The following is a 21462-nucleotide window of genomic DNA, read 5'->3' as shown; positions in this document are numbered from 1 at the left end:
CTCTCAGATAGGCGCGGCTCGACGAAATTTCCAGTTCACGCCGGAACCGGGCCAAGCCCCTGCAGCACGGTCTCGTAGCCTTTCGAGGGGTGACGCGGCACCAGCAGCGCGAGTCCCAGCGAGATCACCGCCATCGAGGCCGCCAGCCCGAAAACCGCGCCGGGCGAGACCATCCAGAGATAGCCCAGCGTCACCGGCAGGAAGACGGCGGCGATATGGTTGATCGTGAAGGCGACGGCGGCGGTGGGCGCGATATCCTCGGGGTCGCAGATCTTCTGAAAATAGGTCTTCTGCGCGAAGGCCAACGCGAACAGCAGATGATCGACGACATAGAGCGCGCAGGCGAGCCAGATGCCCCAGCCGAACCAGTAGATCCCGCCATAAGAAAGAAACAGCAGCGTCAGCCCAACATATTCGAAGATCAGCGCGCGGCGCTCGCCGAAGCGATGCACGAAGCGGCCCATCGCCGGCGCGGCGGCCATGTTGACCGCGAAGTTGATCAGGAAGAGCGCGGTGATCTCGTCCACCCGCAGCCCGAAGCGCTCGACCATCATGAAGGCGGCGAAGACCACGAAAATCTGCCGACGCGCACCCGCCATGAACGTGATCGCGTAATAGAGCCAGTAGCGGCGACGCAGCACGAATTTCTTCGATTGCGGCTCGCGGGTGTGGAACTGCGGATAAATCAGCGCGGCGGCCGCCATCATCACCATCGTCGCGATCCCGGCGGTGGCGTAGACGAACTCGTAGCTGAGATTGAAGGTCTTCCATGTCAGCACCAGCACCGCATAGGCGGCGAGCGACGCGCCTGAGCCGATGGCCACGATCCGCCCCAGCGTCTGTGGCGCCTTTGCCTTGTCGATCCACTGCAATTGCAGCGACTGGTTCACCGTCTGGAAATAGTGAAACCCGATCGACGAGAGCAGCGTCACGATGATGAGCCCGGCGAAGCTCGGGAAAAGGGCGGTCACCGCCGTCGCCCCGCCCAGAAGCAGCAGCGACAGGATGGCCAGCGTCTGCTCGCGCATTACCCAGAGCACGACGATCACCCCGATCGCGAGGAACCCCGGCACTTCGCGGAAGCTTTGCAGCCAGCCGATATCGACGCCGTCGAAATTCACCACGTCGATGACGAAGTTGTTCAGGAGCGCCGACCAGGTGGCGAAGGAGATCGGCATGGCAGCGGCCATGACGTAAAGCAGCGCTTCGGGTCTGCGCCAGCGGGGCAGCTCGTGGGCTTCGTCGAGCGGGACGGAACGGAACTTCATCATGCTTTCCTTAGACGCGACGGCAGCGTCCACGGCAAGTCTGCAAAAGGTGCGACCTGACTCAGATCAATGTGCGTTTCTGCGGTTTCTGGCAAAACCCGTGCGCGAACGGGAGATTTGGCTATGGACATCATCGCACTCATCGAGCGGATCGGCGAAGGCCCCACGGCGGCGCTTTTCGGGGTCATCACCGGGCTCATCTTCGGCGTGGCCGCGCAGAAATCGAACTTCTGCCTGCGGGCTGCGACCGTGGAATTCGCGCGGGGCAAGCTGGGCGGCAAGGTCGCGGTCTGGTTTCTGACCTTCTCGACCGCGCTGGTCTGGGTGCAGAGCGCGCAGCTGCTCGACCTCTTCCGGCAGGCCGACAGCCGGATGATGTCGGTGCCGGGCTCGTGGTCGGGCGCGATCATCGGCGGCCTCATTTTCGGCGTCGGCATGGTGCTGTCGCGCGGATGTTCGGGGCGGCTTCTCGTGCTCGCGGCGACGGGCAACCTGCGCTCGGTCGTCTCGGGGCTGATCTTCGCCGTGACCGCCACGATGAGCCTCAAGGGCATCCTCGCACCGCTGCGAGATCGACTCGCCGGCCTCTGGATTACCGGGGCGCAGAACGTGAATATCCTCGACGCGCTGCATCTGCCGGACTGGACCGGGCTCGCCGTAGGCATCGTCTTCGCCATCGCAGGCATGTATCTGGCCAAGCGCAACGAGATTGGCGTGAAGACGTGGATCTTCGCCTCCGGCGTCGGCTTCGCGGTCGCGGTGGGCTGGGTGCTGACCTTCATGCTGAGCCAGGTCGCATTCGATCCGGTGCCGGTCAATTCCGTCACCTTCTCGGGCCCCTCGGCCAATACGCTGATGTTCTTCCTCGACCGCCATTCGGTGCTGGAATTCGACGTCGGCCTCGTGCCGGGCGTGGTGCTCGGCGCGTTCCTGAGCTCGCTCCTCTCGCGCCAATTCGCATGGCAGGGCTTCGACTCGGTGCCGGTGATGCGGCGCTCGATGATCGGGGCTGTCTTCATGGGCTTTGGCGCGATGCTCGCCGGCGGCTGCGCCATCGGCAACGGGGTGACGGGCACCTCGGTTCTCGCGGGCACCGCGTGGCTGGCGCTGTTCTGCATGTGGATCGGTGCGATGGTGACCGACTTCCTTCTGGACCAGCGCAGCATGACACCTGCCACAGCCTGCTAAGCGCGCTCTTACGCTTGCGAATAGCGCGTCCCGAGAGTCTCGGGGCGCCTACGCGCCTTCCTGCCGAAGCGCGAAGCTGCGCGAATCCTCACCTTACGGCACCCGTAAAAAAGCGTTAGATATTTCAGGGAAGAACCGCCGTGGAACTCGCGAAACGCCAGTTCTCGGCGCTGCATTTAGCAAGCACCACAGCTGCCGTACGAAATACCTTGCAAAAAATCGCTTTCGGGGAAAATCGTGATCGCTGTCATGTCTTATGACACTGGGCGCAACGGATTTATCTGAGCATAGGTGGAATATGAAAGCCTGCGCATGAAAACCACTGCACCGCCCTCACCCTCATCCGACCCCCCGCCCCGGTCCCGACTCACCGATCCGGTGCGCCTTCGGGCATTACGCGAGACCGGACTGCTGGAGAGCGCTCCCGCGGACATCTTCGCGCGTGCGACGCGTCTCGCGACGCGGGTGACCGGCGTGCCTATCTCGCTGGTTTCGATCGTCGACGAGAACCGTCAGGTTTTCGTGGCGCAAAGCGGGCTGGATCGCTTCGACGCCCATTCTCCATCGGAGACGCCGCTCACCCATTCCTTTTGCCGCTATGTCGTGGAAACCGATGCGCCGCTGCGTGTGTCCGACGCGCGCGAGGATGCGGTGCTGGGCGAGAATGGCGCGGTGCGCGATCTGGGCGTGATCGCCTATCTCGGTGTGCCGTTGCGCACGATCGAGGGGCAACCGCTCGGCGCGTTCTGCCTGATCGACCGCGAGGCGCGGCAATGGACCGAGGAAGAGTACGAAGCTCTGTCCGACATCGCCGCGGGCGTCGAGGCGGAAATCCGGCTACGCCACCAGATCAACGTCGCCCACCGCGAAGAAAACCGCTACCGCGCCATTCTCGATCAGATGCCGGTCGGCGTGGGCGTGGCCGAGCTGGGCACCGGGCGGCTCCTCGATCTGAACGCGACCGCGATCGAGATGTTCGGCGTGAAGAACGGCGAGGTGGGCAAGCAGCTCGCCTTCGACGCTTATACGCCGGAAGGCCGCAAGCTCAGCCTCAGCGAATTTCCGATCGTGCGCGCCGCACGCCACGGCGAAAAGATCAACCATATGGAGCTGCGCTGCGTGCGCCGCGACGGAAGCGAAAGCAACCTGCTGATCTCGGCGCAACCGATCGAGAGCGATCCGCCGGTGGCCGTGGCCACCGCGCTCGACATTTCCGAGCTGAACGAGGCGCGCGAACGTGCGGCCGACATTGACCGGCGTCTCGCGAATTTTCACGAAATCACCTCCGACGCGATCATCGAGATCGACCGCGACGACAATATCCGCTTCGCCAATTCTGTCATGCGCGCACGCATCCGTGCCGCTGTCGGGGCCGCTACCGAGTCGCAGGCGATCGGGCGATCGCTCTGGGAAACCGTGCCGCATCTGCGCGAGAGCAAACTGGCGGAGGCGCTGGCAGAAGCCCGGCGCACAGGCACGCCGACCGTCGCCGATCAGATCGGGCGCGACGGGCGCATTCTGGAAGCTCGCATCTATCCCGAGAGCGGCGCGATCCTCGCCTATCTGCGCGACGTGACAGAGGAGCGCCAGCTCGCGCAGGCACGCGACACGCTGACGCGCGAGCTCAATCACCGGGTCAAGAACGCCTTCGCGATGATGTCGGGGCTGGTCGGCATGACCGCCCGCCACGCGACGACGCCGGACGAGATGGCGCGGGGCCTGCGCGAACGGATCGGCGCGCTCGCCCGCGCCCATGAGCTGATCAATCCGACCGCCACACCCGAGCGCGATTTCCGCGGCATGGTCGAACTGCGCGAATTGTTGCTGGGCGTGCTTTCGCCCTACACCAATCTCGACGATCCACGGCTGACCCTCGACGGTCCCGCCCTCGCGCTGAACCATGCGGGGTCCACCAACCTCGCGCTGGTAATCCACGAACTGGCCACTAACGCTGTGAAATACGGCGCACTTTCGCACGATGCGGGGCGTCTGGTGCTAAAGTGGCGCGAGATCTCCGGCCAGCTCGAGCTTGATTGGCGGGAAAGCGGCCACCCCGGGAAACTGGTGCCACCAAGCAACAGCGGCTTCGGGTCGCGCTTGATAGACCTGACGATTCAGGGCCAATTGCGGGGAACCTATGGAACCGAATGGGTTCCCGACGGGTTCCAAGCTCGCATGACCGTGCCAATGGACCTGATAAAAGGGTAGTATAGCCCATGCTACAGAGCAGTATTTCTTGCCTCGAGGGCAGCAATGTCCTCGTCGTCGAAGATGAATTATTCATCGCCTATGACATCGCCTTCTCGGTCGAGGAAGCAGGCGGTCAGGTTGCGGGACCGTTCGCGACCCTGGCACGTGCGCGTGCGGCGCTTACGGATGACTCGGTCTCCGTAGATGGCGCGATCCTCGACATGAACCTGCTGGACGGATCGGCGGAAGCCCTGATCGTCGAGCTGTGGAAGCGCGAAGTGCCTCTGGTGGTGAACACGGCCGAGCAGCTGCCGCTTGCCTTCCAATCGATCATGCCGGAAATCCCGGTCTTCTCGAAGCCGACGAACCCGTGGGAACTGGCCGAGGCGTTGGGACGCCAGCTGCGCAACTGAGGTTGGCTGTCGCGCAGTTCCGAACTCCCCTGCCCGCCTCAAAGCGGCATCTTGTATTCCTTGGCGATGGCCCAGATCTCGGCATTGATTGCTTGCATTTCGGCAAGCGCGGCTTCCAGTTCGGTAAGCGTCGCGCTGTCCAGAACGCTTTCCTCTCCAATCCGCAGACTGGTCTTGCGATCCGCGATACGCATCTGGATCGCGCGCACCGGACCTCCGCCCTCGTCGAAAGCGTAGAGGCAATGGTTGAAGTGATTGCGCAGCCCCGACACTTTCTTCATCCGTGCCGACACCGCCAGCACCCGTTCGCAGGCCCGCGGCGCGCAGGGACAGTCGTCGCGCTTGGCCAGCCGATCCACGAGATCGAGCCGCGCACGCGTGGTGTTCAATGTCAGATGGATGATCGTCGCGACGCTCTTGTCGGTCCCGGCGAGCCCGGCGATCAGATGGATCAACAGGCTCTCGGTATTGGTCCAGGCATAATTGATGCGTCCGATCAGCATCAGGAACCGATCGAAATCCGGCGGGCGCACCTCCGCGGGCGCGGGCGGGTCCTTAGGCACCTCGGATACGGTGATACCAGATCGCCGCCTCGGTGCGGTTGGTGACGCCTAGCTTCCCGATGATGCGGTGGATATGCAGCTTAACCGTATGTTCGGACAGGTTCAGCTTGCCCGCGATGATCTTGTTCGGCTGGCCCGAGGCGAGCATCTCCAGAACCTCGGTTTCGCGCGGCGTCAGCCCCGACAGGCAGATCGCATTGGCAGACTCCGTCGCGGTGGCGCCGTTCAGCATCGGCATCGGCAGCTCTGACGGACGGCAGTGCAGAAGCGCGGGCGGGATGTAGTGCCCCCCCGAGACGATCATCCGCAGGATCAGGAGCCAAGTCGTCAGATTCACGTTCATCGGCAGCAGACTGATGTGATGGGTCAGGATCGCAGAGCCGTGGCGCGCCATCAGATCCTGCGCATACGCCTCGTCCTCGATCGCGATGATCAGTTTCACGCGCGACAGGAACGGCTCGCGACGTTCCGCGAGCGCGACCAGACCATCGGCGTGATCCTCGTCCACGATCAGCGAACACAGCGTGCCGCGATGATCGATCCGTCCGTCGGACTGCAATTCCTCGAGCAGCGTCTCGAAATCGTTCAGACGCAGGCACGTCGCCGGCGTCACTTCGGCATCTACGGTTCGCAAAACGGTATCGGAAAAAACATGCGATGCGCCAAGAAAGCAGATCGCTGCGTCTTGTTTGCGGCAGGACGGCATCACGCGCGCCCCCGCAGGTTCACTCTTATGCAACGCATTCATGGTGGCCCCCTCGTCCTACCCTGAACTCAAATATTCGGGCGACTAACCCCACGTCATATCGCCCGCATCCACCATATCACGGACCAGTGAGATCAGCGTTACCCGAAGTGTTTACCCAACGGTAAGGATTCTCTTACGCAACGTAAGTCTAAGCGAATCGCGTCCGGAATCACGGTTTTTCGCTCAACGCCGCTTGGGACGCGTCACAAATGGTAGGTTGTGATCGAGTCGCCACTACACCTTGTTCAGCTTTGGGCATCTGCGACAACTTCGTGAAAATTTCTCCGATGGTCCGGGATTCCGCAGGCCACAGCGCGGAGCGCATGGGGAAACGGTTGATTTTCAGCCGGTTAAAACGGTGCACCGGCCGGCTAGACCCATTTGCTAGCTAGGTCCACCGGATCACGGGGCGCAGGATGTTGGTGTCGCAGCTGGGGGCTGTGACTCGTCTGTTTCCACATTCCGCCCGGAAAGGGTGACCCACCTGCGAATCGCTCGATTCGGGGATCGGGACCGGGGTGCCGAGCGGTTGGGGAAGCGGACATTCATCGGGGCGAAAGCCCTGCATAGCAATGGTCCGAACCATATCCGTTTTAGACAGAGTGACGGATCCCGGACCGATCAACTGGGAGAAATGAAATGGCGAACAATCGGCACAATTGGGTCCAAGGCGACTGGAAGAACCACATGGAGAACGACGACGATCACGACTCGGACTCGTCGGATAATCACTCGGCGCCCGATCCGCAGCAGCAACAGCAGCATCAGCATCAGAAAGCGGTTTCGGATTCGGATTCGCGTGCGAATGCCGATGCAGACTCGCGTGCGAATGCCGATGCGGATGCTTCCTCGGCGGCGCGTGCCTATGGTGAAGGCGGCGACGCGACCAACACCAACCGCCTCGACGACACGAACCACAACCGTGTCGATACCGACTCGACGTCAAACTCGAAAGCGGTCAACAGCAACGACATCACGATCGATTTCCCGGATGAGGGGATCTTCGGCGAAGACAACGACTTCGCGGATATCGACAACTCGGACGTGGGCGACATGGTCTTTGCCGATGGCGATATGACCTATACCTACGACTACGATCCGGGTGACGACATCAACCTCAGCGACATGCTCAACGGCATGGGTAATGACGTGATGATGGTTAACACGCAGGCCAACACGCTCACCGACAACGACACGCTCAATGATCCCAAAGTCTCCAACGACGCGAATTTCCAGGTCGACGCCGTGATCAAGGACAATTCGGCGCATTCCGATGACGGGATCGACGCATCCTCCGAAGGCGGCAACGGCGCCGAGGATGTCGGTTCGTCGGGCGGCATGGCGCTCGCGGGTGGCGGTATCGCCCTCTCGGGCGGCGGCGTTTCGCTCGCAGCCTCGGAAACCGAGGGTGAAGGCGACGATGGCGGCGACGGTGGCGACGGCTTCGGTATGGGCCTCGGCATGGGCGGCGGCATGGCGGGTGCTGGAGCGGACGAAGGCGGCGCAATCGCAAACGCCGGCGACGGCGGCGGCGGCATGCCGATGATGATGAAGCATCACCATCCGCAGATGGGCGGCGACGGTGGCAATGCAAGCGCGACCGATTCCGGCCAGGCAATGGCTGATGCACGGGCGACCGGCACTGGTACTGGCACCGGCACGGGTTACGGCGGCGACGGCGGTAACGGCGGCGATGGTAGCGCCTGGGCCACGACCAGCTCGAGCGCCACGGGCGGCGGCTCCTGGGCGACCGGCGGCTATGCCGGCGGCGGTAACGGTGGCGGCGACGTCACCGCAGGCGGCGGCGGCAATGGCGGCAGCCTCGGCAACTGGGGTTCGGGCAATGGCGACGATGGTATCGTCACCGGCCAGTCCTATGCCGATGCGAGCGCGGCCATCGACACCACCGCGTTCAACCAGTCGATCGTGATGGGCGCCAACATCCTCGGCAATGCCGTGGATACCACCGTGGTCGGCGGCAACCTGTCGTCCTCCTATATCGGCGACGACGACGCATCGTAAGCAAACACGCGGCGTGCCTCCACGAGAGGCGCGCCGCATTCCGTTCGGGCCGTTTCGCATCGCATCACGCCCGGACCTTGCCCGCGGCGGAGTTCACCCCGCCGGATGCGATGAACCGACAGTCTGACGCCCCGCATCCAAGCGCGGGTTTTCAGCGTCATGAAGGGGGGAAGGAAGATGCTTGACCGGCAGACCGAAATCATCGCCCATTTCATCGGTGCCTTCAATCAGACGACCGAGACCAATGTCGCCCGACAGGAATACGACGCCTTTCGCGCGCTGCAGGCTTCCGCGCCCTCGCCGGGGGACCTGCTCTCCGTCAATGTCAGCGTCAATTCGGATTACCTGCTCGAGGATTTCGATCCGTCGCTGCAGCTGAAGCTCCCGCTCGTGCCTCCGCCAGAGGCGCCGTGGCTTCCCTTTGTCGACGATTACCAGCTGCGCGATATCGCACCGCCCGGGTTGCCGTCCGGCCAGCTCGCAATCCCGCCCTATGATTTTCCGCCCGTTCCGGTACCGCTCCAGATGTTTCTCGGAATGGCGCCACCTTCCTCGGTGCTCCACATCACTTCGCAGATCAACACGCTGAGCGATCATGACGTGCTCTACGACAAGCCCTTCATGATGCCGGCAGAGCTGATGGACGAGTACGGCCCGGCGGCCACATCGTCGAAGCTGATGGCGCTGGCCGAATATGCAGATGCGCTGACGGTGAGTGCCGCACCCGTCGGCACGACCGTCGAAGCTCAGGCGGAGGCGCTGATGGCGCAGATCGACGCACTCGATCCCGATTCCGTGCCCGACGGCGTGACGGCCGCGATGTTTCGCAGCGAGACGATCTTCGCCGCGCCGACCGACCCGGAAGAGGGCGACGGTCTCGAGGAGGGCGCAACCGACCCGGACGCCATCAGCGAGCTGCAAAGCGAAAGCCTCGACGGTGAAGAGGCGGCGGCCTCCCTCCTGCCACCCGCGTTTTCGGGCGCGGTCGTGTTCGACGGGCAGCTCATGGACGAATTGCCCGAGACATTGAAACTTCGGCTGGAAGCACGCGACCCCTCGGACGACGAGTCGGAGGATACGCCGCTCGACGCGGGTGTGATCGAGGTGGAGACCGACGGTATCGGCGGAGATGGCGAAGGGGCGGCCGGAACGGTCCAAGGCCCCGATATGCCCGTCGATCCCGCGGACATGGCACTGGAAATCGCGCAGAGCCTCAGCACCGGCAACAACCTTCTGCTGAACCAGTCGCAGGTGGTGCATGACTGGCTCGATGCGCCGGTGATCGCGGTCGGCGGATCGGTGACCTCGCTCTCGGTGATCTCGCAGGTGAACGTGCTGCGCGACGCGGATATGAAGCCCGGTCTCGGCCACCACGGCACAGGCAACAGCGCGGGCGGGCAAGGCTTGGGTAATGGTGACAGCGCCGACCCGCTCGCCTCGCTAGGCCACAACGTCGCGGTCTACACGCAAGAGGCCAATCCCGCGAACTTCCTTAACCTGGTGATGCCGCCCGGCGGCAGCCTGATCGCGATGACGGAAATTCGCGGTGACCTGATTGTCGACAACCACATGACGCAGGTGAACGCGGTCTCCGATGGGGATCTGGTGAGCTTCGAATTCGGCTCCTATTCCGCCGAGATCGTGATGGGCGACAACTCGACCGTCAACCTGCAGCTTCTGCTGGAAGCGGGCGCGCAGTTCGACCTGATCATGATCGGCGGCAACATGTACGAGATCGCTCAGCTCGAGCAGATCAACGTATTGCTCGACGACGATCTGGTGATGAGCGGCGCGGGCGGCATCGGACACGGCGGCGTGGGCCATGTCTCAAGCGAGGATAACCTGCTGTGGAATGAGGCGCATCTGACCAAAGTGGGCATCGACACGCAGTTGGAGATGGACCCGCAATATCAGAACGTCCTCGACCAGCTGGCGGAGATCTACAGCGGCCTCGATCCGAACCCGGGCGAAGGCTATTCGATGCCGCCGGGCGCGGCCTACGACGCGGTCGAAGGGCTGCTGGGCGACGAGCTTTTGGGCGGCCAGATGGCACTGCGGGTACTCTATATCGAGGGAGACCTGATCGTTCGCGACAACCTCACCCAGATCAACATTCTCGAAGATGCCGACCTGATATCGGTCGACGGTCCGGGCGAATTCGACGTCGATGCGGGCGGCAACACGCTCGCCAACGTCTCGTCGCTGACTGTCGCGGGCGTCGACAGCACGATCATGGCCGCCGATGGCGTCTATTCCGACGCGGTGATCTGGCAGGCGGGGATGATGGACGATGGCAGCGGCGGTCCCCTCGGCCCGACGAGCCCCAGCGAAGGGGCGCTTGCCTCGGAGGCGGTGGCGTTCCTCGCGGACGGGATGATCGAGAACGCGCCGACTTACGACGATGACGAATTCCAGGTGCATCCGGGCTCCCACGGGGGAAGCGGGTCGCTCGATGCATTGCACACGGTTCTGGCCTGACGGAGGGGCGGAACTTCATTCACTAGGGGAACTTCGATGAAAGACAGGACTGACGACGCCGCCGGGGGGCAGGCGACCCGCCAAGATGGTCATGACGCGATGGCTCGGAACGTGGATCCGCCGCAGGCCGATCCGACAGACAAACGGCAGGCGCAAAACGCAACGGGCGACGGTCCCGGGGCGAAAGCGCGCGCCGACGAAACCGGTGCGGAGGGGACTGTCGAGACAGTCGCCGCCCGGACGGAGGGTGGTGCTGACGCCCGAAAGGAGGCGGGTCGTGTCCCCGCGCAAAATGCCTCCGGCTCCCCACCGGCGCCACCCTCCACCCCAGCCTTTCACAAGCGCCTCGGCCCGGTCGATTTCACCCGCACGCTGCATGACATGAAAAAGCGGCTGCGCGTGAACATGGCCTTCGTCGTGCTGATGACCTGCGCCACGAATATCCTGATCCTCGCGGTACCGATCTACCTGTTCCAGATTTCCGATCGGGTCTTCACCTCGCGCTCGACCGACACGCTGGTGATGCTGACCATCGTGATTGCCGGGGCGATCGTGGTGCAGACGCTGCTAGACGCGGTACGCCGGCTGGTACTGATGCGCTCGGCGGTGGATGTGGCCGCGCGGCTCGGCGCACCGGTCTTGTCGGCTGCAGCGCAGGCTTCGCTGCATTCCAACGGGCGCGAATATCAGGTTCTGGGCGATCTCAACGCGCTGCGGAGCTTCCTTGTCTCCGGCACGCTGCTGTCCTTCCTGGACGTGCCCTTCGCGCCGATCTTCGTGCTTGCGGTCTTCCTGATCCACCCGCATCTCGGCACGATCGTGGTCGTGACCGCATTGATCCTTATGCTGTTTGCCTGGATCAACCAGAAGATCACTTCGGACGGCTTCAGCCGTGCCAATATCGCGCAGACCCGGGCGAACCTTCACCTTGAGTCGATGTCGCGCAACAGCCAGATCATCAACGCGATGGCGATGATCCCCGAAGCCGTGTCGATCTGGGGTCGCGATACCGCCGCCTCCCTGCGCGCGCAGACGGAGGCGCAGGATCGCAACGTCTTCACCGCCTCCGCGTCGCGGATGTTCCGCCTGTTCACCCAGATCGGGATGCTGGGCTGGGGCGCCTATCTCGCTCTCGATGGGCAGATCACCGGCGGCATGGTGATCGCTGCCTCGATCGTCGCGGGCCGTGCGCTCGCGCCGATCGAAGGTGCGATCGAGGGATGGAACTCCTTCCTGCTGGCACGCGGCGCCTATGATCGGGTCGGCCAGCTTCTGGCCTCCGCCAAGACCCGCAACGACAAGCTGCGCCTGCCCAAGGTGGAAGGACGGCTCGATATCGAGCGTCTCCTCTATGTTCCGCAAGGCACCAAGCATGTCGTGCTGAATGCGCTGACCTTCTCGCTCGCGCCCGGCGACCAACTGGCGATCATCGGCAATTCGGGCGCCGGCAAGACGACGCTCGGCAAGATGCTGGTGGGATCGGTGCTGCCGACCTCGGGAGCTGTGCGGCTCGACCTGATGGACATCCGCAACTGGGACCCGCGGCAATTCGGCGAAAGCATCGGCTATCTGCCGCAGGACGTGCAGCTCTTCCCGGGCACCATCAAGCAGAACATCGCCCGGATGCGGGAGGATGCGAGCGACGCCGCGATCCATCGCGCCGCCGCGCTCGCCGATGTGCACGAGATGATCGCCTCGCTGCCGCAGGGTTACGAGACGGTCGTCAGCTCCGACGGCTCGCCGCTATCGGGCGGACAGAAACAGCGGATCGGTCTGGCGCGCGCCTTCTTCGGCGATCCGAAGTTCGTGGTGCTGGACGAGCCGAACTCGAACCTAGACACGCAAGGCGACGCGGCCCTCGTGCGCGCGCTCGGTCATGCCAAGGCCAACGGGATCACGGTGGTCGTGGTCACGCAGAAACCCTCTCTGCTCAGCGCGGTCGACAAGATCATGCTGCTCAACGACGGCAATATCGCGATGTTCGGCTGGCGCGACCAGATGCTCGCAGAGCTGGAGCGGCGCAAGCAGGCCAAGGCCCAGCAGGTGCAGCAACAACGCGCAGCGGCGCAGAACGTCGCCGCGACCGCCCCGATGCAAGGAGCCCCGGCATGACACTCCTTCTGACCAACCCGCTCAACTCCCACGAGACCCCCGACTGGTCGACCGAGGTCCCGCGCAGCATCAAGACGCTGGTCATCGTCGGGCTGACGATCTTCGCGATGGCCTTTGGCGGCTTCGGCGTCTGGGCCTTCAGCGCCCCGCTCGCCGCCGCCGTCATGGCACCGGGCTCTTTCGTGGCCACGGGCCGCAACAAGATGATCCAGCACCTCGAAGGCGGGATCATCAAGGAGATCAATGTCTCCGAGGGCGATTTCGTCACCGCGGGGCAACCGCTCCTGCGCCTCGACGAGACCTCGGCGCTCGCCAATGAACGCGCGCTATTCCTGCGCCGCGCGCGACTGGAATCGATGGAGGCCCGGATACAGGCCGAATATGACGGCTGGCGCGAACTGGTCTTCCCGAAATGGCTGCAGGACGCCCGGCGCGACGTGGAAATCGCCGCGATGATGGATTCCCAACGCCTCGCCTTTGACGTGACGAAAGCGAAAGTGCAAAGCGAGTTGGACCTGCTGGCGCGCAACATCGCCGCGATGGAGAGCCGTTCGGAAGGCTACCGCGCGCAGCTGATTGCCGCGGAGGCCCAGCGCGACCTGCTGGCCGAGGACCATGAGAGCAAGGCGAAACTCTTCGAGAGCGGGCTGATCCGGCGAACCGAGCTGAACGCGCTGCTTCGCGCTCTGGCCGATGCGGAAGGGCAGATCGGCCGCCTCAAGGCGGAGATCGGCGAGAGCGAGGAGATGCGCGCGAAATACCAGGCGCAGACCAAGCAGACGATCGAGACCCACAAGCAGGCCGCGCTCGACGAGTTGGAGACCGTGCAGGCGGAACTCGATTCCGTACGCGAGCAAGAGCGCAAGGCGACCTCCATCCTGAAGCGCGTGGTGATCGAAAGCCCGGTTTCCGGCACCGTGGTGCGGCTGAACTATTCCGGCGCGGGCGGCGTGATCGAGGCGGGCAAGGTCATCGCCGAGATCCTGCCCTCGGAAGCCCCGCTCATCATCGAGACGATGATCGCGCGCACCGATATCGACGCGATCAAGGTCGGACAGGAAGCGTCGGTGCGGCTCTCGGCGCTCAACCAGCGCACGACGCCGATCCTGATTGGGGAGGTCTATTACATCTCCGCCGACGCGATCGTGGAGCGCTCGGGCGAACATCCCCGCGAGGTCTATATCGCCCGCATCCGCCTGCCCGCCTCGGAGCTGCGCCGGGTACCGGGCTTCGCGCCGATGCCCGGGATGCCGGTGGAAGTGATGATCCAGACCGCGTCGCGAACCTTCGCCCAATACATCGCGAAACCAGTGGTGGATTCGATGAACCGTGCTTTCCGCGAGCATTGAGAGGTCGATCCGACGGAAAACCGGCGTGAAGGCGTCGCTCTCGAGGGCGCGGCGCCTTTCTCCTTCAGCCTAACGAATTCATGGGCTTACGCCACAGTTTAGACTCCTTCTAAATTCCTGAGTAAAATAATCGATCACGAAGGCGGGAAAATACCAGACTTCATTTGTCAGAGATCAATTTCCAGACTATCTCCTGACGATAGGAAGCGAAGACCGACTCGCGACCCATCACGGAGGTGCCCTCATGAAGGCCAGCCCTATCGAGAACGAAACCTGCAAATGCGCACTGCCGCTTGGCCAGTGCCGTCGCGGGTTCCGGGGCACTCTGGTCTCTGTCTGCCCGCTGGCCGGGAAGGACGGCTATGACGCGGACGAGCTGGAACTGCGCCTGCTGGAGCTTGGCTTCATCGAGGGCGCGTCGGTCCACATCCTTCACGAAGGTCCGTTCGGTCGCGATCCTATCGCGGTGCGCGTGAACGACACCACCGTCGCTCTGCGGCGTGCCGAGGCGATGGCCATCCTCGCGGAATGACGTCGGCTCCTGCCATAAACCAGCCCAAAGCCCCGCAGACCGATCCCGACGCCCAGCCGAGCGAGGCCGCGCTGGTCGGTGCGCCGAATTGCGGCAAGACGGCGCTGTTCAACGCGATGACCGGTGCGACGCAGAAGGTCGGCAATTATTCCGGCGTGACCGTGGAGCGCAAAGTCGGCGTGGCGACCACGCCTGCGGGGCGCAAGTTCGCGCTGATCGACCTGCCCGGCACCCATAGCTTGCGCGCCCGTTCTCCGGACGAGGAAGTGACCCGCGACGTGCTGCTGGGCCAGCGCCCGGGAGAGCGCGTCCCCGACATGATCCTCGCGGTGGGCGATGCGACCAACCTGCGCGGCGCGCTGCGCCTGGTCTCGGAACTGAAGAAGATCGGCCTGCCGATCGTGATGATCCTCAACATGATCGACATCGCGCGCCATCGCGGCTTGCAGATCGACCATGTCGCGCTGAGCGAGGAACTGGGCATCCCGGTGATCCCGGCCACTGCCGTCCGCCGCGGCGGGCTCGACGAGTTGTGGTCCAAGGTGGATCCGATGCTGGAAGCCGGCCTCGACGACCCGCAACCCTCTAGCTGGGCGGTTCCGAGTACGCATGACATGCGGGTCTCGATGCGCGAGGCGGAACGGCTGGTGAAGACCCACGTCATCCGCCCGCCCGAGCCGGACACGATTTCCGCCAAGATCGACCGCGTGGTGCTGAACCCGATCGCGGGGCCGATCATCCTGCTGGCGATCCTCTTCGTGATGTTTCAGGCCGTCTTTTCCTGGGCCGCGCCCTTCATGGATGCGATCGACTGGGCGTTCAGTTCGCTGGGCGCGCTGGTGACGCAAGTGATGCCCGAAGGGCTGGTGCAAAGCTTCATCTCGGACGGTTTGATCGCGGGCATCGGCTCGGTCATCATCTTTCTTCCGCAGATCCTGTTCACCTTCCTCTTCATCCTGCTGCTGGAAGATTTCGGCTACATGGCGCGGGCGGCCTTCCTGATGGACCGGATCATGGGCCGCGCCGGGCTGAACGGGCGCGCTTTCATCCCGCTTCTGTCGAGCTTCGCCTGCGCGATCCCCGGCATCATGGCCGCGCGGGTGATCGACAATAAACGCGACCGGCTGACGACGATCCTCGTCGCGCCGCTGATGACCTGCTCGGCGCGCATTCCCGTCTACACACTGATCATCGCCGCCTTCATCCCCAACACGAAAGTGCTCGGCGGGCTGAGCCTGCAGGGGCTGGTCATGTTCGGTCTTTATGCGGCTGGCGTGTTCTCGGTTCTCACAGTGGCCTTCGTCGCGCGGCATATCTTCGCACGTGAAGAGCGCTCGGCGCCACTGATGCTCGACCTGCCCGACTACAAGATGCCGATCCTGCGCAATATTGCGCTGGGGCTCTACCAGCGCGCACGGGTCTTCCTGCGCCGGGCTGGCACGGTGATCTTCTGGGCGATGGTGGTGATCTGGTTCCTGTCGACCTTCCCGATGGCCCCCGAGGGCGCTACGCAACCGGCGATCAACTATTCCTTCGCCGCGATGATCGGCCACTTCGTCGCGCCGATCCTCGCGCCTTTGGGCTTCAACTGGCAGATCGCCGTGGCGCTGGTGCCGGGCATGGCCGCCCGCGAAGTCGCGGTCGCAGGGCTAGCCACGGTCTACGCGGTGGGCGGCGAGAACGGCCTGATCCACACGCTTACCGATCAGTGGAGCCTCGGCACCGCGCTGGCGTTGCTCGCATGGTATATCTTCGCACCGCAATGCATCTCCACGCTGGCGGTTATCCGGCGCGAGGCGGGTTCGGCGAAGTGGATGTGGGTCGCGGTGGTCTACATGTTCGCGCTGGCCTATCTCGCGGCTTTCGCAACCTACCAGATCTCGGCCCTCCTCGGCGCGGGCTGAGCCCTCGCGCACCCTTCAATCGATGGTGAGACGCGGTGAACGCTTTGCCGCCTTGAGTTTCGCGCGACGATCCGGAAGATGCCGCTCGACAGTCACGGGACAGAGAGCCTCCGCATGATCCATCGCCGCCTTGCCGCCCTCTTGGGCCTCGCCGCCCTGATGCTGCCGCAGGTGGCCGCCGCCCACATCACCGCGACCGGCTCGGGCGGTTTCACCGCAGGGTTCGAGCATCCGCTCTCGGGCTATGACCATTTCCTCGCGATGTTCGCGGTGGGCCTCTGGGGCGCGCAGATGGGTGGACGTCAGGTCTGGCAATTGCCGGTGACCTTCCCGCTGATCATGGTCGTAGGTGGCGTGATCGGCATTCTCGGCCTGCCGCTGCCCGGCATCGAGATCGGGATCGCGCTGTCTATCGTAGTTCTCGGCCTCGCCATCGCCACCGCATGGAAGCCCTACGAATGGATAGCGCTCGCGATCATCTCGGTCTTCGCGCTTTACCACGGTTACGCACATGGGGCAGAGCTGCCGATGGCCGCCGACCCGGCAGATTTCGCGATCGGCTTCGTGCTGGCGACCGGGATGATCCACGTGATCGGGGTCGGCGTGGGTCTCGTCCTCGACCCGATCCGGGGTGGTCAGCTCTCGCGCGGGCTGGGCGCGATCATCGCTGTGGTCGGGCTCGGCTTCCTTGCGCTGGCACTGGGTTACCTGCAATCTCAGCTCGGGTTCCTGCAAGGTGGGCTGAGCCTCTTTGGCCATTGACGTATCGCATAACCGTTCCGGCCTTAGCTGGCTGCGTCACCTCTGGGTGCTGGCCGGGCTGACCGCTCTGATCGTGCTGGCGCTGATCCCGCCTGCGGACCGCGGCGAGACCGGGGCGTGGCTGATACGCGACGCGCTCGCGATCGAGCGGCTGTTCCCGCTATTCGGCTTCGGGATCTCGCTGGCCTTGGTCGGGCGGCGCGCTGCACTGTTCGCGGCGCTGCTCTGGGCCGTCGGGATCGCGCTCGGCTTCACCTTCCGCATCGAGCTGATGGCCACGTTGCAACAACTCCCCGGCGCGATTACGCATCACTTCCTGACCATGCCGATCTCGGCCATCGCCATCGGTGCCACGCTGGCGCTTGGGCGCTGGTCGCGGCCCGTGCTGATCGTGCCAGCGGGACTTGTTCTGGGGGTGATGTATGCGCTCTCGGTGAAATTGTCCGACCCGAGCTATGGCGGTGCGCCTTGGGTCTTCCTCGCCGGGATCGGCCTGGGCATCTGGCTGATCGGCTCGGTCTATCTGGTGCTGCGCAGCTGGCAGGCGCAATGGTTCGAGATAGCAGGCCTGATCGTCGGCAGCTGGCTGGTCGCAATCGGACTGCTTTACGGAGGCGTCGCACTGATGGGCGGCAAGCTGAAGCCGAAGAATGTAGATCCTTCGACCGCCGCCTCGGAGAACGCGCCCGCGGCAGAAACCGCAGTGCCCGAGGCCGATGCTTTCCCCAGCTTCGGCGCGCCGCCGCCCGCCGCCCCGCCCGGCAGCAAGAAACCGGATTTCCAACCATGATCCGCCGCACCGTTCTCACCCTCGCCGGTCTGATCGGGCTACTGCCGGGGCTCGCGAACGCCCACCCGGAAGACGAAATCCTGATCCGTCTGCTTGTCGGCATGGAGAGCGGCAAAGTCACCCATATCGGCGAGAGTTGGACCTTCGATCCGACCGTGTCCGACTGGCTGATCCAGAGTTTCGACAAAAATGGCGACGGGGCTTTCACCGGAGACGAGCTGGCGCCGCTGCAAGACGCGGCGAAGCAGAATTCGGAAGGCTCGTTCTTCTACACCCGGTTCTGGAAAGGGACCCAGCAACTGCCCGATCCCCAGATCTACGGCTTTCAGGCGACGGTGAAGGATGGGGCCGTCACGATGGCCTTCGCGCTCGCCCTGGCCCAGCCCGAAGACCCGAACGACCTGCGCATCGAGATGTATGACCCCGAGAACCTGACTGGACTGGTGCCGGTGAAATCGGACCCGGTGGTGATCCGCGGCTTGGCCGACGGCGCGACCTGCGTGCCGAACGTCTCGGTCAATCAGCCGGATGTGCATGGCGGGCCGGACAATATCCCGATTGCGCTGACGCTGGCTTGTAAGGGGTGAACTTGGAGGGGGCGCTGCCCCCGCGCTGATGGCCCTTCGCTTGCGCTTCGGGCGTTCGGCGGGGCGTCCTTCCACTGGAAGGCCGCGGATCCCGCCTCACCCCCCGGGATATTTCCACCAAGAGGAAGAGGCTAGTCGGCCTTTAATTTCGGAGCAGGTTTTGGTTCCGCCAAGGGCGTGTCCGAAAAACGGATCGGCGTGCGGATGCCGGGGATACCCTCGGCCTCGACCCGCATTCCGCGCGCCTCAACCTGCGGATCGGCGAAGACCTGATCGACGGAGTTGATCGGGCCCGCGGGGACCGTCGCCTTTTCGAGCGCGGCGAGCAGGTCGGCGCGCGGCCATTGCGCGAGCGCTGGCAGAAGCGTTTCGCGCATCGCCGCGCGATTGGCGACGCGGGCCTCGTTCGTGGCGAAGTCCGGGTTGGCCGCAAGGTCGAGGGCCAGAACCTCGCAAAGGCGCCGGAACTGCCCGTCATTACCAACCGCGAGGATCAGATCGCCATCCTGGGCGCTAACAACCTCGTAGGGTGCGATATTGGGATGCGCGTTGCCTAAGCGATGCGGCGCATTGCCTGTGGCGAGAAAGTTCATCCCCTGATTGGCGAGCACGCCCACCGCGCAATCCAGAAGCGCCATATCGACCAACTGCCCTCGCCCGGTGCGCGCCCGCGCAGCGAGCGCCGCCTGAATGCCGATCACCGCGTAAAGCCCGGTGAAGATGTCCGCGAAGGCCACGCCCACCTTTTGCGGCTGGCTTTCGGGATCGCCGGTCAGGTCCATCCAGCCAGCCATGCCCTGGATCAGGAAGTCATAGCCCGCGCGGCTCGCGTAAGGGCCGTCCTGCCCGAAACCGGTGATCGAGCAATAGACGAGACGCGGATTGATCGCGGAAAGGCTCTCGTAATCGAGGCCGTATTTCTTCAGCCCACCGAGTTTGAAGTTCTCGATCACCACATCCGCGTCCTTGACCAGATCGCGCACGATCTTCTGGCCTTCTTCGGTACGGAAATCGGCGACGACCGAAATCTTCCCGCGATTGGTGGCGTGGAAATAGGCGGCCGAGCGACCCTCCGGCCCGTCGCCTTCGCGCGCGATGAAGGGCGGGCCCCAGCGGCGGGTATCGTCGCCCTCGGGCGCTTCGACCTTGATCACTTCCGCGCCAAGATCGGCCAGCACCTGACCGGCCCAGGGACCGGCCAGAATCCGCGCCAGTTCGACGACTTTCACACCTTCCAGCGGGGCCATCAGAAGAAGGCCTGCAGGCCCGTCTGCGCACGACCCAGGATCAGCGCGTGCACGTCATGGGTGCCCTCGTAGGTGTTCACCGTCTCGAGGTTGACCATGTGGCGGATCACCTGAAACTCGCCCGAAATGCCGTTGCCGCCATGCATGTCGCGGGCCATCCGCGCGATGTCCAGCGCCTTGCCGCAATTGTTGCGCTTGATGAGCGAGATCATCTCGGGGGCGGCATCGGCTGCGTCCATCAGGCGGCCCACTTGCAGCGCGGCGTGCAGGCCCACCGTGATTTCGGTCTGCATGTCTGCGAGCTTCTTCTGGAACAGTTGCGTCTGCGCGAGAGGCTTGTTGAACTGTTTGCGATCGAGGCCGTATTGGCGCGCGGCGTGCCAGCAGAACTCGGCCGAGCCCATCACGCCCCAGGCGATACCGTAGCGCGCACGGTTGAGGCAGCCGAACGGACCTTTCAGCCCCTCGACATGCGGCAGCAGCGCGTCTTCCCCGACCTCGACGCCCTCCATGACAATCTCGCCGGTGATCGACGCGCGAAGCGACAGCTTCTGCCCGACCTTCGGCGCGCTCAGCCCCTTCATGCCCTTCTCCAGCACGAAGCCGCGGATCTTGCCGCCATGGGCTTCGGACTTCGCCCAGACGACGAAGACATCCGCGATCGGCGAGTTGGTGATCCACATTTTCGAGCCGGTGAGGCGGTAGCCACCGTCGGTCTTCTCGGCGCGGGTCTTCATGCCCGCCGGGTCCGAGCCCGCATCGGGTTCGGTCAGGCCGAAACAGCCGATCCACTCGCCCGAGGCCAGCTTCGGCAGATATTTCTGCCGCTGTTCCTCCGAGCCATAGGCGTAGATCGGATACATCACGAGGCTCGATTGCACCGACATCATCGAGCGGTAGCCGCTATCGACGCGCTCGATCTCGCGCGCGATCAGGCCGTAGGACACGTAGCCCGCGCCGATCCCGCCATATTCCTCGGGGATGGTCGCGCCCAAGAGGCCCATCTCACCCATCTCGCGGAAGATCGCGGGGTCGGTGGTCTCGTTCTCGAAGGCCTCGATCACGCGCGGTTGCAGCTTGTCCTGCGCATAGGCGCGGGCCGCATCGCGCAGCATCCGCTCCTCTTCGCTCAGCTGGGTTTCCAGACGCAGCGCGTCGTCCCAGGTGAACTTGCCCAGATCGGGGGCATCCTTGGCTTTGAGCGTGGGGCGGTCGGTCATGGCGGTCCTCGGGATCTGTCTTTCGTTGCGTCGAACTCTAGGCATCGAGCCGCGTGGCGCAAACGATTAAATTTGCGAAGATGATGAGT

The 21462-nt window shown here is 64.1% G+C and carries 17 protein-coding genes; 12 read left to right on the top strand and 5 right to left on the bottom strand.

All coding sequences use genetic code 11. From position 1 onward, the window contains the following. Positions 1-35: 35 nt before the first annotated feature. Positions 36-1268 carry an MFS transporter gene (locus BMG03_RS02870; protein WP_075775772.1) on the bottom strand — a complete coding sequence of 411 codons (1233 nt, stop codon included), beginning with the start codon at positions 1266-1268 and terminating at the stop codon, positions 36-38. A 123-nt stretch (positions 1269-1391) separates the two neighbouring features. Between BMG03_RS02870 and BMG03_RS02865 the strand changes: the two genes are divergently transcribed. The 3 genes from BMG03_RS02865 (at position 1392) to BMG03_RS02855 (ending at position 5059) form a co-directional block, all read left to right on the top strand. Then, complete coding sequence (locus tag BMG03_RS02865; protein WP_075775771.1) at positions 1392-2456, top strand: YeeE/YedE family protein; 1065 nt, start codon at positions 1392-1394, stop codon at positions 2454-2456. Positions 2457-2768: 312 nt separating this feature from the next. After that, positions 2769-4664, top strand: coding sequence for a PAS domain S-box protein (locus BMG03_RS02860; RefSeq protein WP_157771542.1), 1896 nt, complete (start codon positions 2769-2771; stop codon positions 4662-4664). Positions 4665-4672: 8 nt separating this feature from the next. Continuing rightward, on the top strand, positions 4673-5059 hold the full coding sequence (locus BMG03_RS02855) for a response regulator (RefSeq protein WP_075775769.1): 387 nt from the start codon (positions 4673-4675) through the stop codon (positions 5057-5059). A gap of 38 nt (positions 5060-5097) precedes the next feature. Here BMG03_RS02855 and BMG03_RS02850 read toward each other — a convergent pair whose 3' ends face one another. Together BMG03_RS02850 and BMG03_RS20970 are read right to left on the bottom strand one after the other, a co-directional pair. Next, a complete protein-coding gene (locus tag BMG03_RS02850; protein ID WP_233243104.1) occupies positions 5098-5622 on the bottom strand; it encodes a hypothetical protein in 525 nt (174 codons plus the stop codon). Further along, positions 5615-6235, bottom strand: coding sequence for a helix-turn-helix transcriptional regulator (locus tag BMG03_RS20970; protein ID WP_233243105.1), 621 nt, complete (start codon positions 6233-6235; stop codon positions 5615-5617). The genes BMG03_RS02850 and BMG03_RS20970 overlap by 8 nt, the downstream gene beginning before the upstream one ends. Positions 6236-7009: 774 nt before the next feature. Between BMG03_RS20970 and BMG03_RS20625 the strand changes: the two genes are divergently transcribed. From BMG03_RS20625 to BMG03_RS02805, 9 genes are all read left to right on the top strand, one after another. Then, a complete protein-coding gene (locus BMG03_RS20625; protein ID WP_075775768.1) occupies positions 7010-8392 on the top strand; it encodes a hypothetical protein in 1383 nt (460 codons plus the stop codon). A 177-nt stretch (positions 8393-8569) separates the two neighbouring features. Beyond that, on the top strand, positions 8570-10870 hold the full coding sequence (locus tag BMG03_RS02835; RefSeq protein ID WP_075775767.1) for a hypothetical protein: 2301 nt from the start codon (positions 8570-8572) through the stop codon (positions 10868-10870). Between the two features lie 36 nt (positions 10871-10906). After that, on the top strand, positions 10907-12982 hold the full coding sequence (locus BMG03_RS02830) for a type I secretion system permease/ATPase (RefSeq protein WP_099049348.1): 2076 nt from the start codon (positions 10907-10909) through the stop codon (positions 12980-12982). After that, positions 12979-14331, top strand: a complete 1353-nt coding sequence (locus tag BMG03_RS02825) for an HlyD family type I secretion periplasmic adaptor subunit (protein ID WP_075775766.1) — start codon at positions 12979-12981, stop codon at positions 14329-14331. The genes BMG03_RS02830 and BMG03_RS02825 overlap by 4 nt, the downstream gene beginning before the upstream one ends. A 244-nt stretch (positions 14332-14575) precedes the next feature. Further along, complete coding sequence (locus BMG03_RS02820) at positions 14576-14863, top strand: FeoA family protein (RefSeq protein WP_075775765.1); 288 nt, start codon at positions 14576-14578, stop codon at positions 14861-14863. Continuing rightward, entirely contained in the window at positions 14860-16767 is a 1908-nt protein-coding gene (feoB, locus tag BMG03_RS02815) for a ferrous iron transporter B (RefSeq protein ID WP_077701073.1), read from the top strand. Before BMG03_RS02820 ends, feoB begins: the two co-directional genes overlap by 4 nt. 114 nt (positions 16768-16881) lie before the next feature. Beyond that, on the top strand, positions 16882-17529 hold the full coding sequence (locus BMG03_RS02810; RefSeq protein ID WP_075775764.1) for a HupE/UreJ family protein: 648 nt from the start codon (positions 16882-16884) through the stop codon (positions 17527-17529). Continuing rightward, complete coding sequence (locus BMG03_RS20620) at positions 17519-18319, top strand: hypothetical protein (RefSeq protein WP_075775763.1); 801 nt, start codon at positions 17519-17521, stop codon at positions 18317-18319. Before BMG03_RS02810 ends, BMG03_RS20620 begins: the two co-directional genes overlap by 11 nt. After that, positions 18316-18906, top strand: a complete 591-nt coding sequence (locus tag BMG03_RS02805; protein WP_075775762.1) for a DUF1007 family protein — start codon at positions 18316-18318, stop codon at positions 18904-18906. Before BMG03_RS20620 ends, BMG03_RS02805 begins: the two co-directional genes overlap by 4 nt. A 131-nt stretch (positions 18907-19037) precedes the next feature. On the opposite strand, the gene BMG03_RS02800 is transcribed toward BMG03_RS02805, so the two are convergent. Together BMG03_RS02800 and BMG03_RS02795 are read right to left on the bottom strand one after the other, a co-directional pair. Then, positions 19038-20153, bottom strand: coding sequence for a CaiB/BaiF CoA transferase family protein (locus tag BMG03_RS02800; RefSeq protein ID WP_075775761.1), 1116 nt, complete (start codon positions 20151-20153; stop codon positions 19038-19040). Next, positions 20153-21373, bottom strand: a complete 1221-nt coding sequence (locus BMG03_RS02795; protein WP_075775760.1) for an acyl-CoA dehydrogenase — start codon at positions 21371-21373, stop codon at positions 20153-20155. The genes BMG03_RS02800 and BMG03_RS02795 overlap by 1 nt, the downstream gene beginning before the upstream one ends. Positions 21374-21462: the final 89 nt, after the last annotated feature.

This window comes from Thioclava nitratireducens (assembly GCF_001940525.2).
Lineage (GTDB): Bacteria > Pseudomonadota > Alphaproteobacteria > Rhodobacterales > Rhodobacteraceae > Thioclava > Thioclava nitratireducens.
The sequence above is the reverse complement of the archived record's forward strand: the minus strand, read 5'-3'. Positions and strand labels throughout refer to the sequence as shown.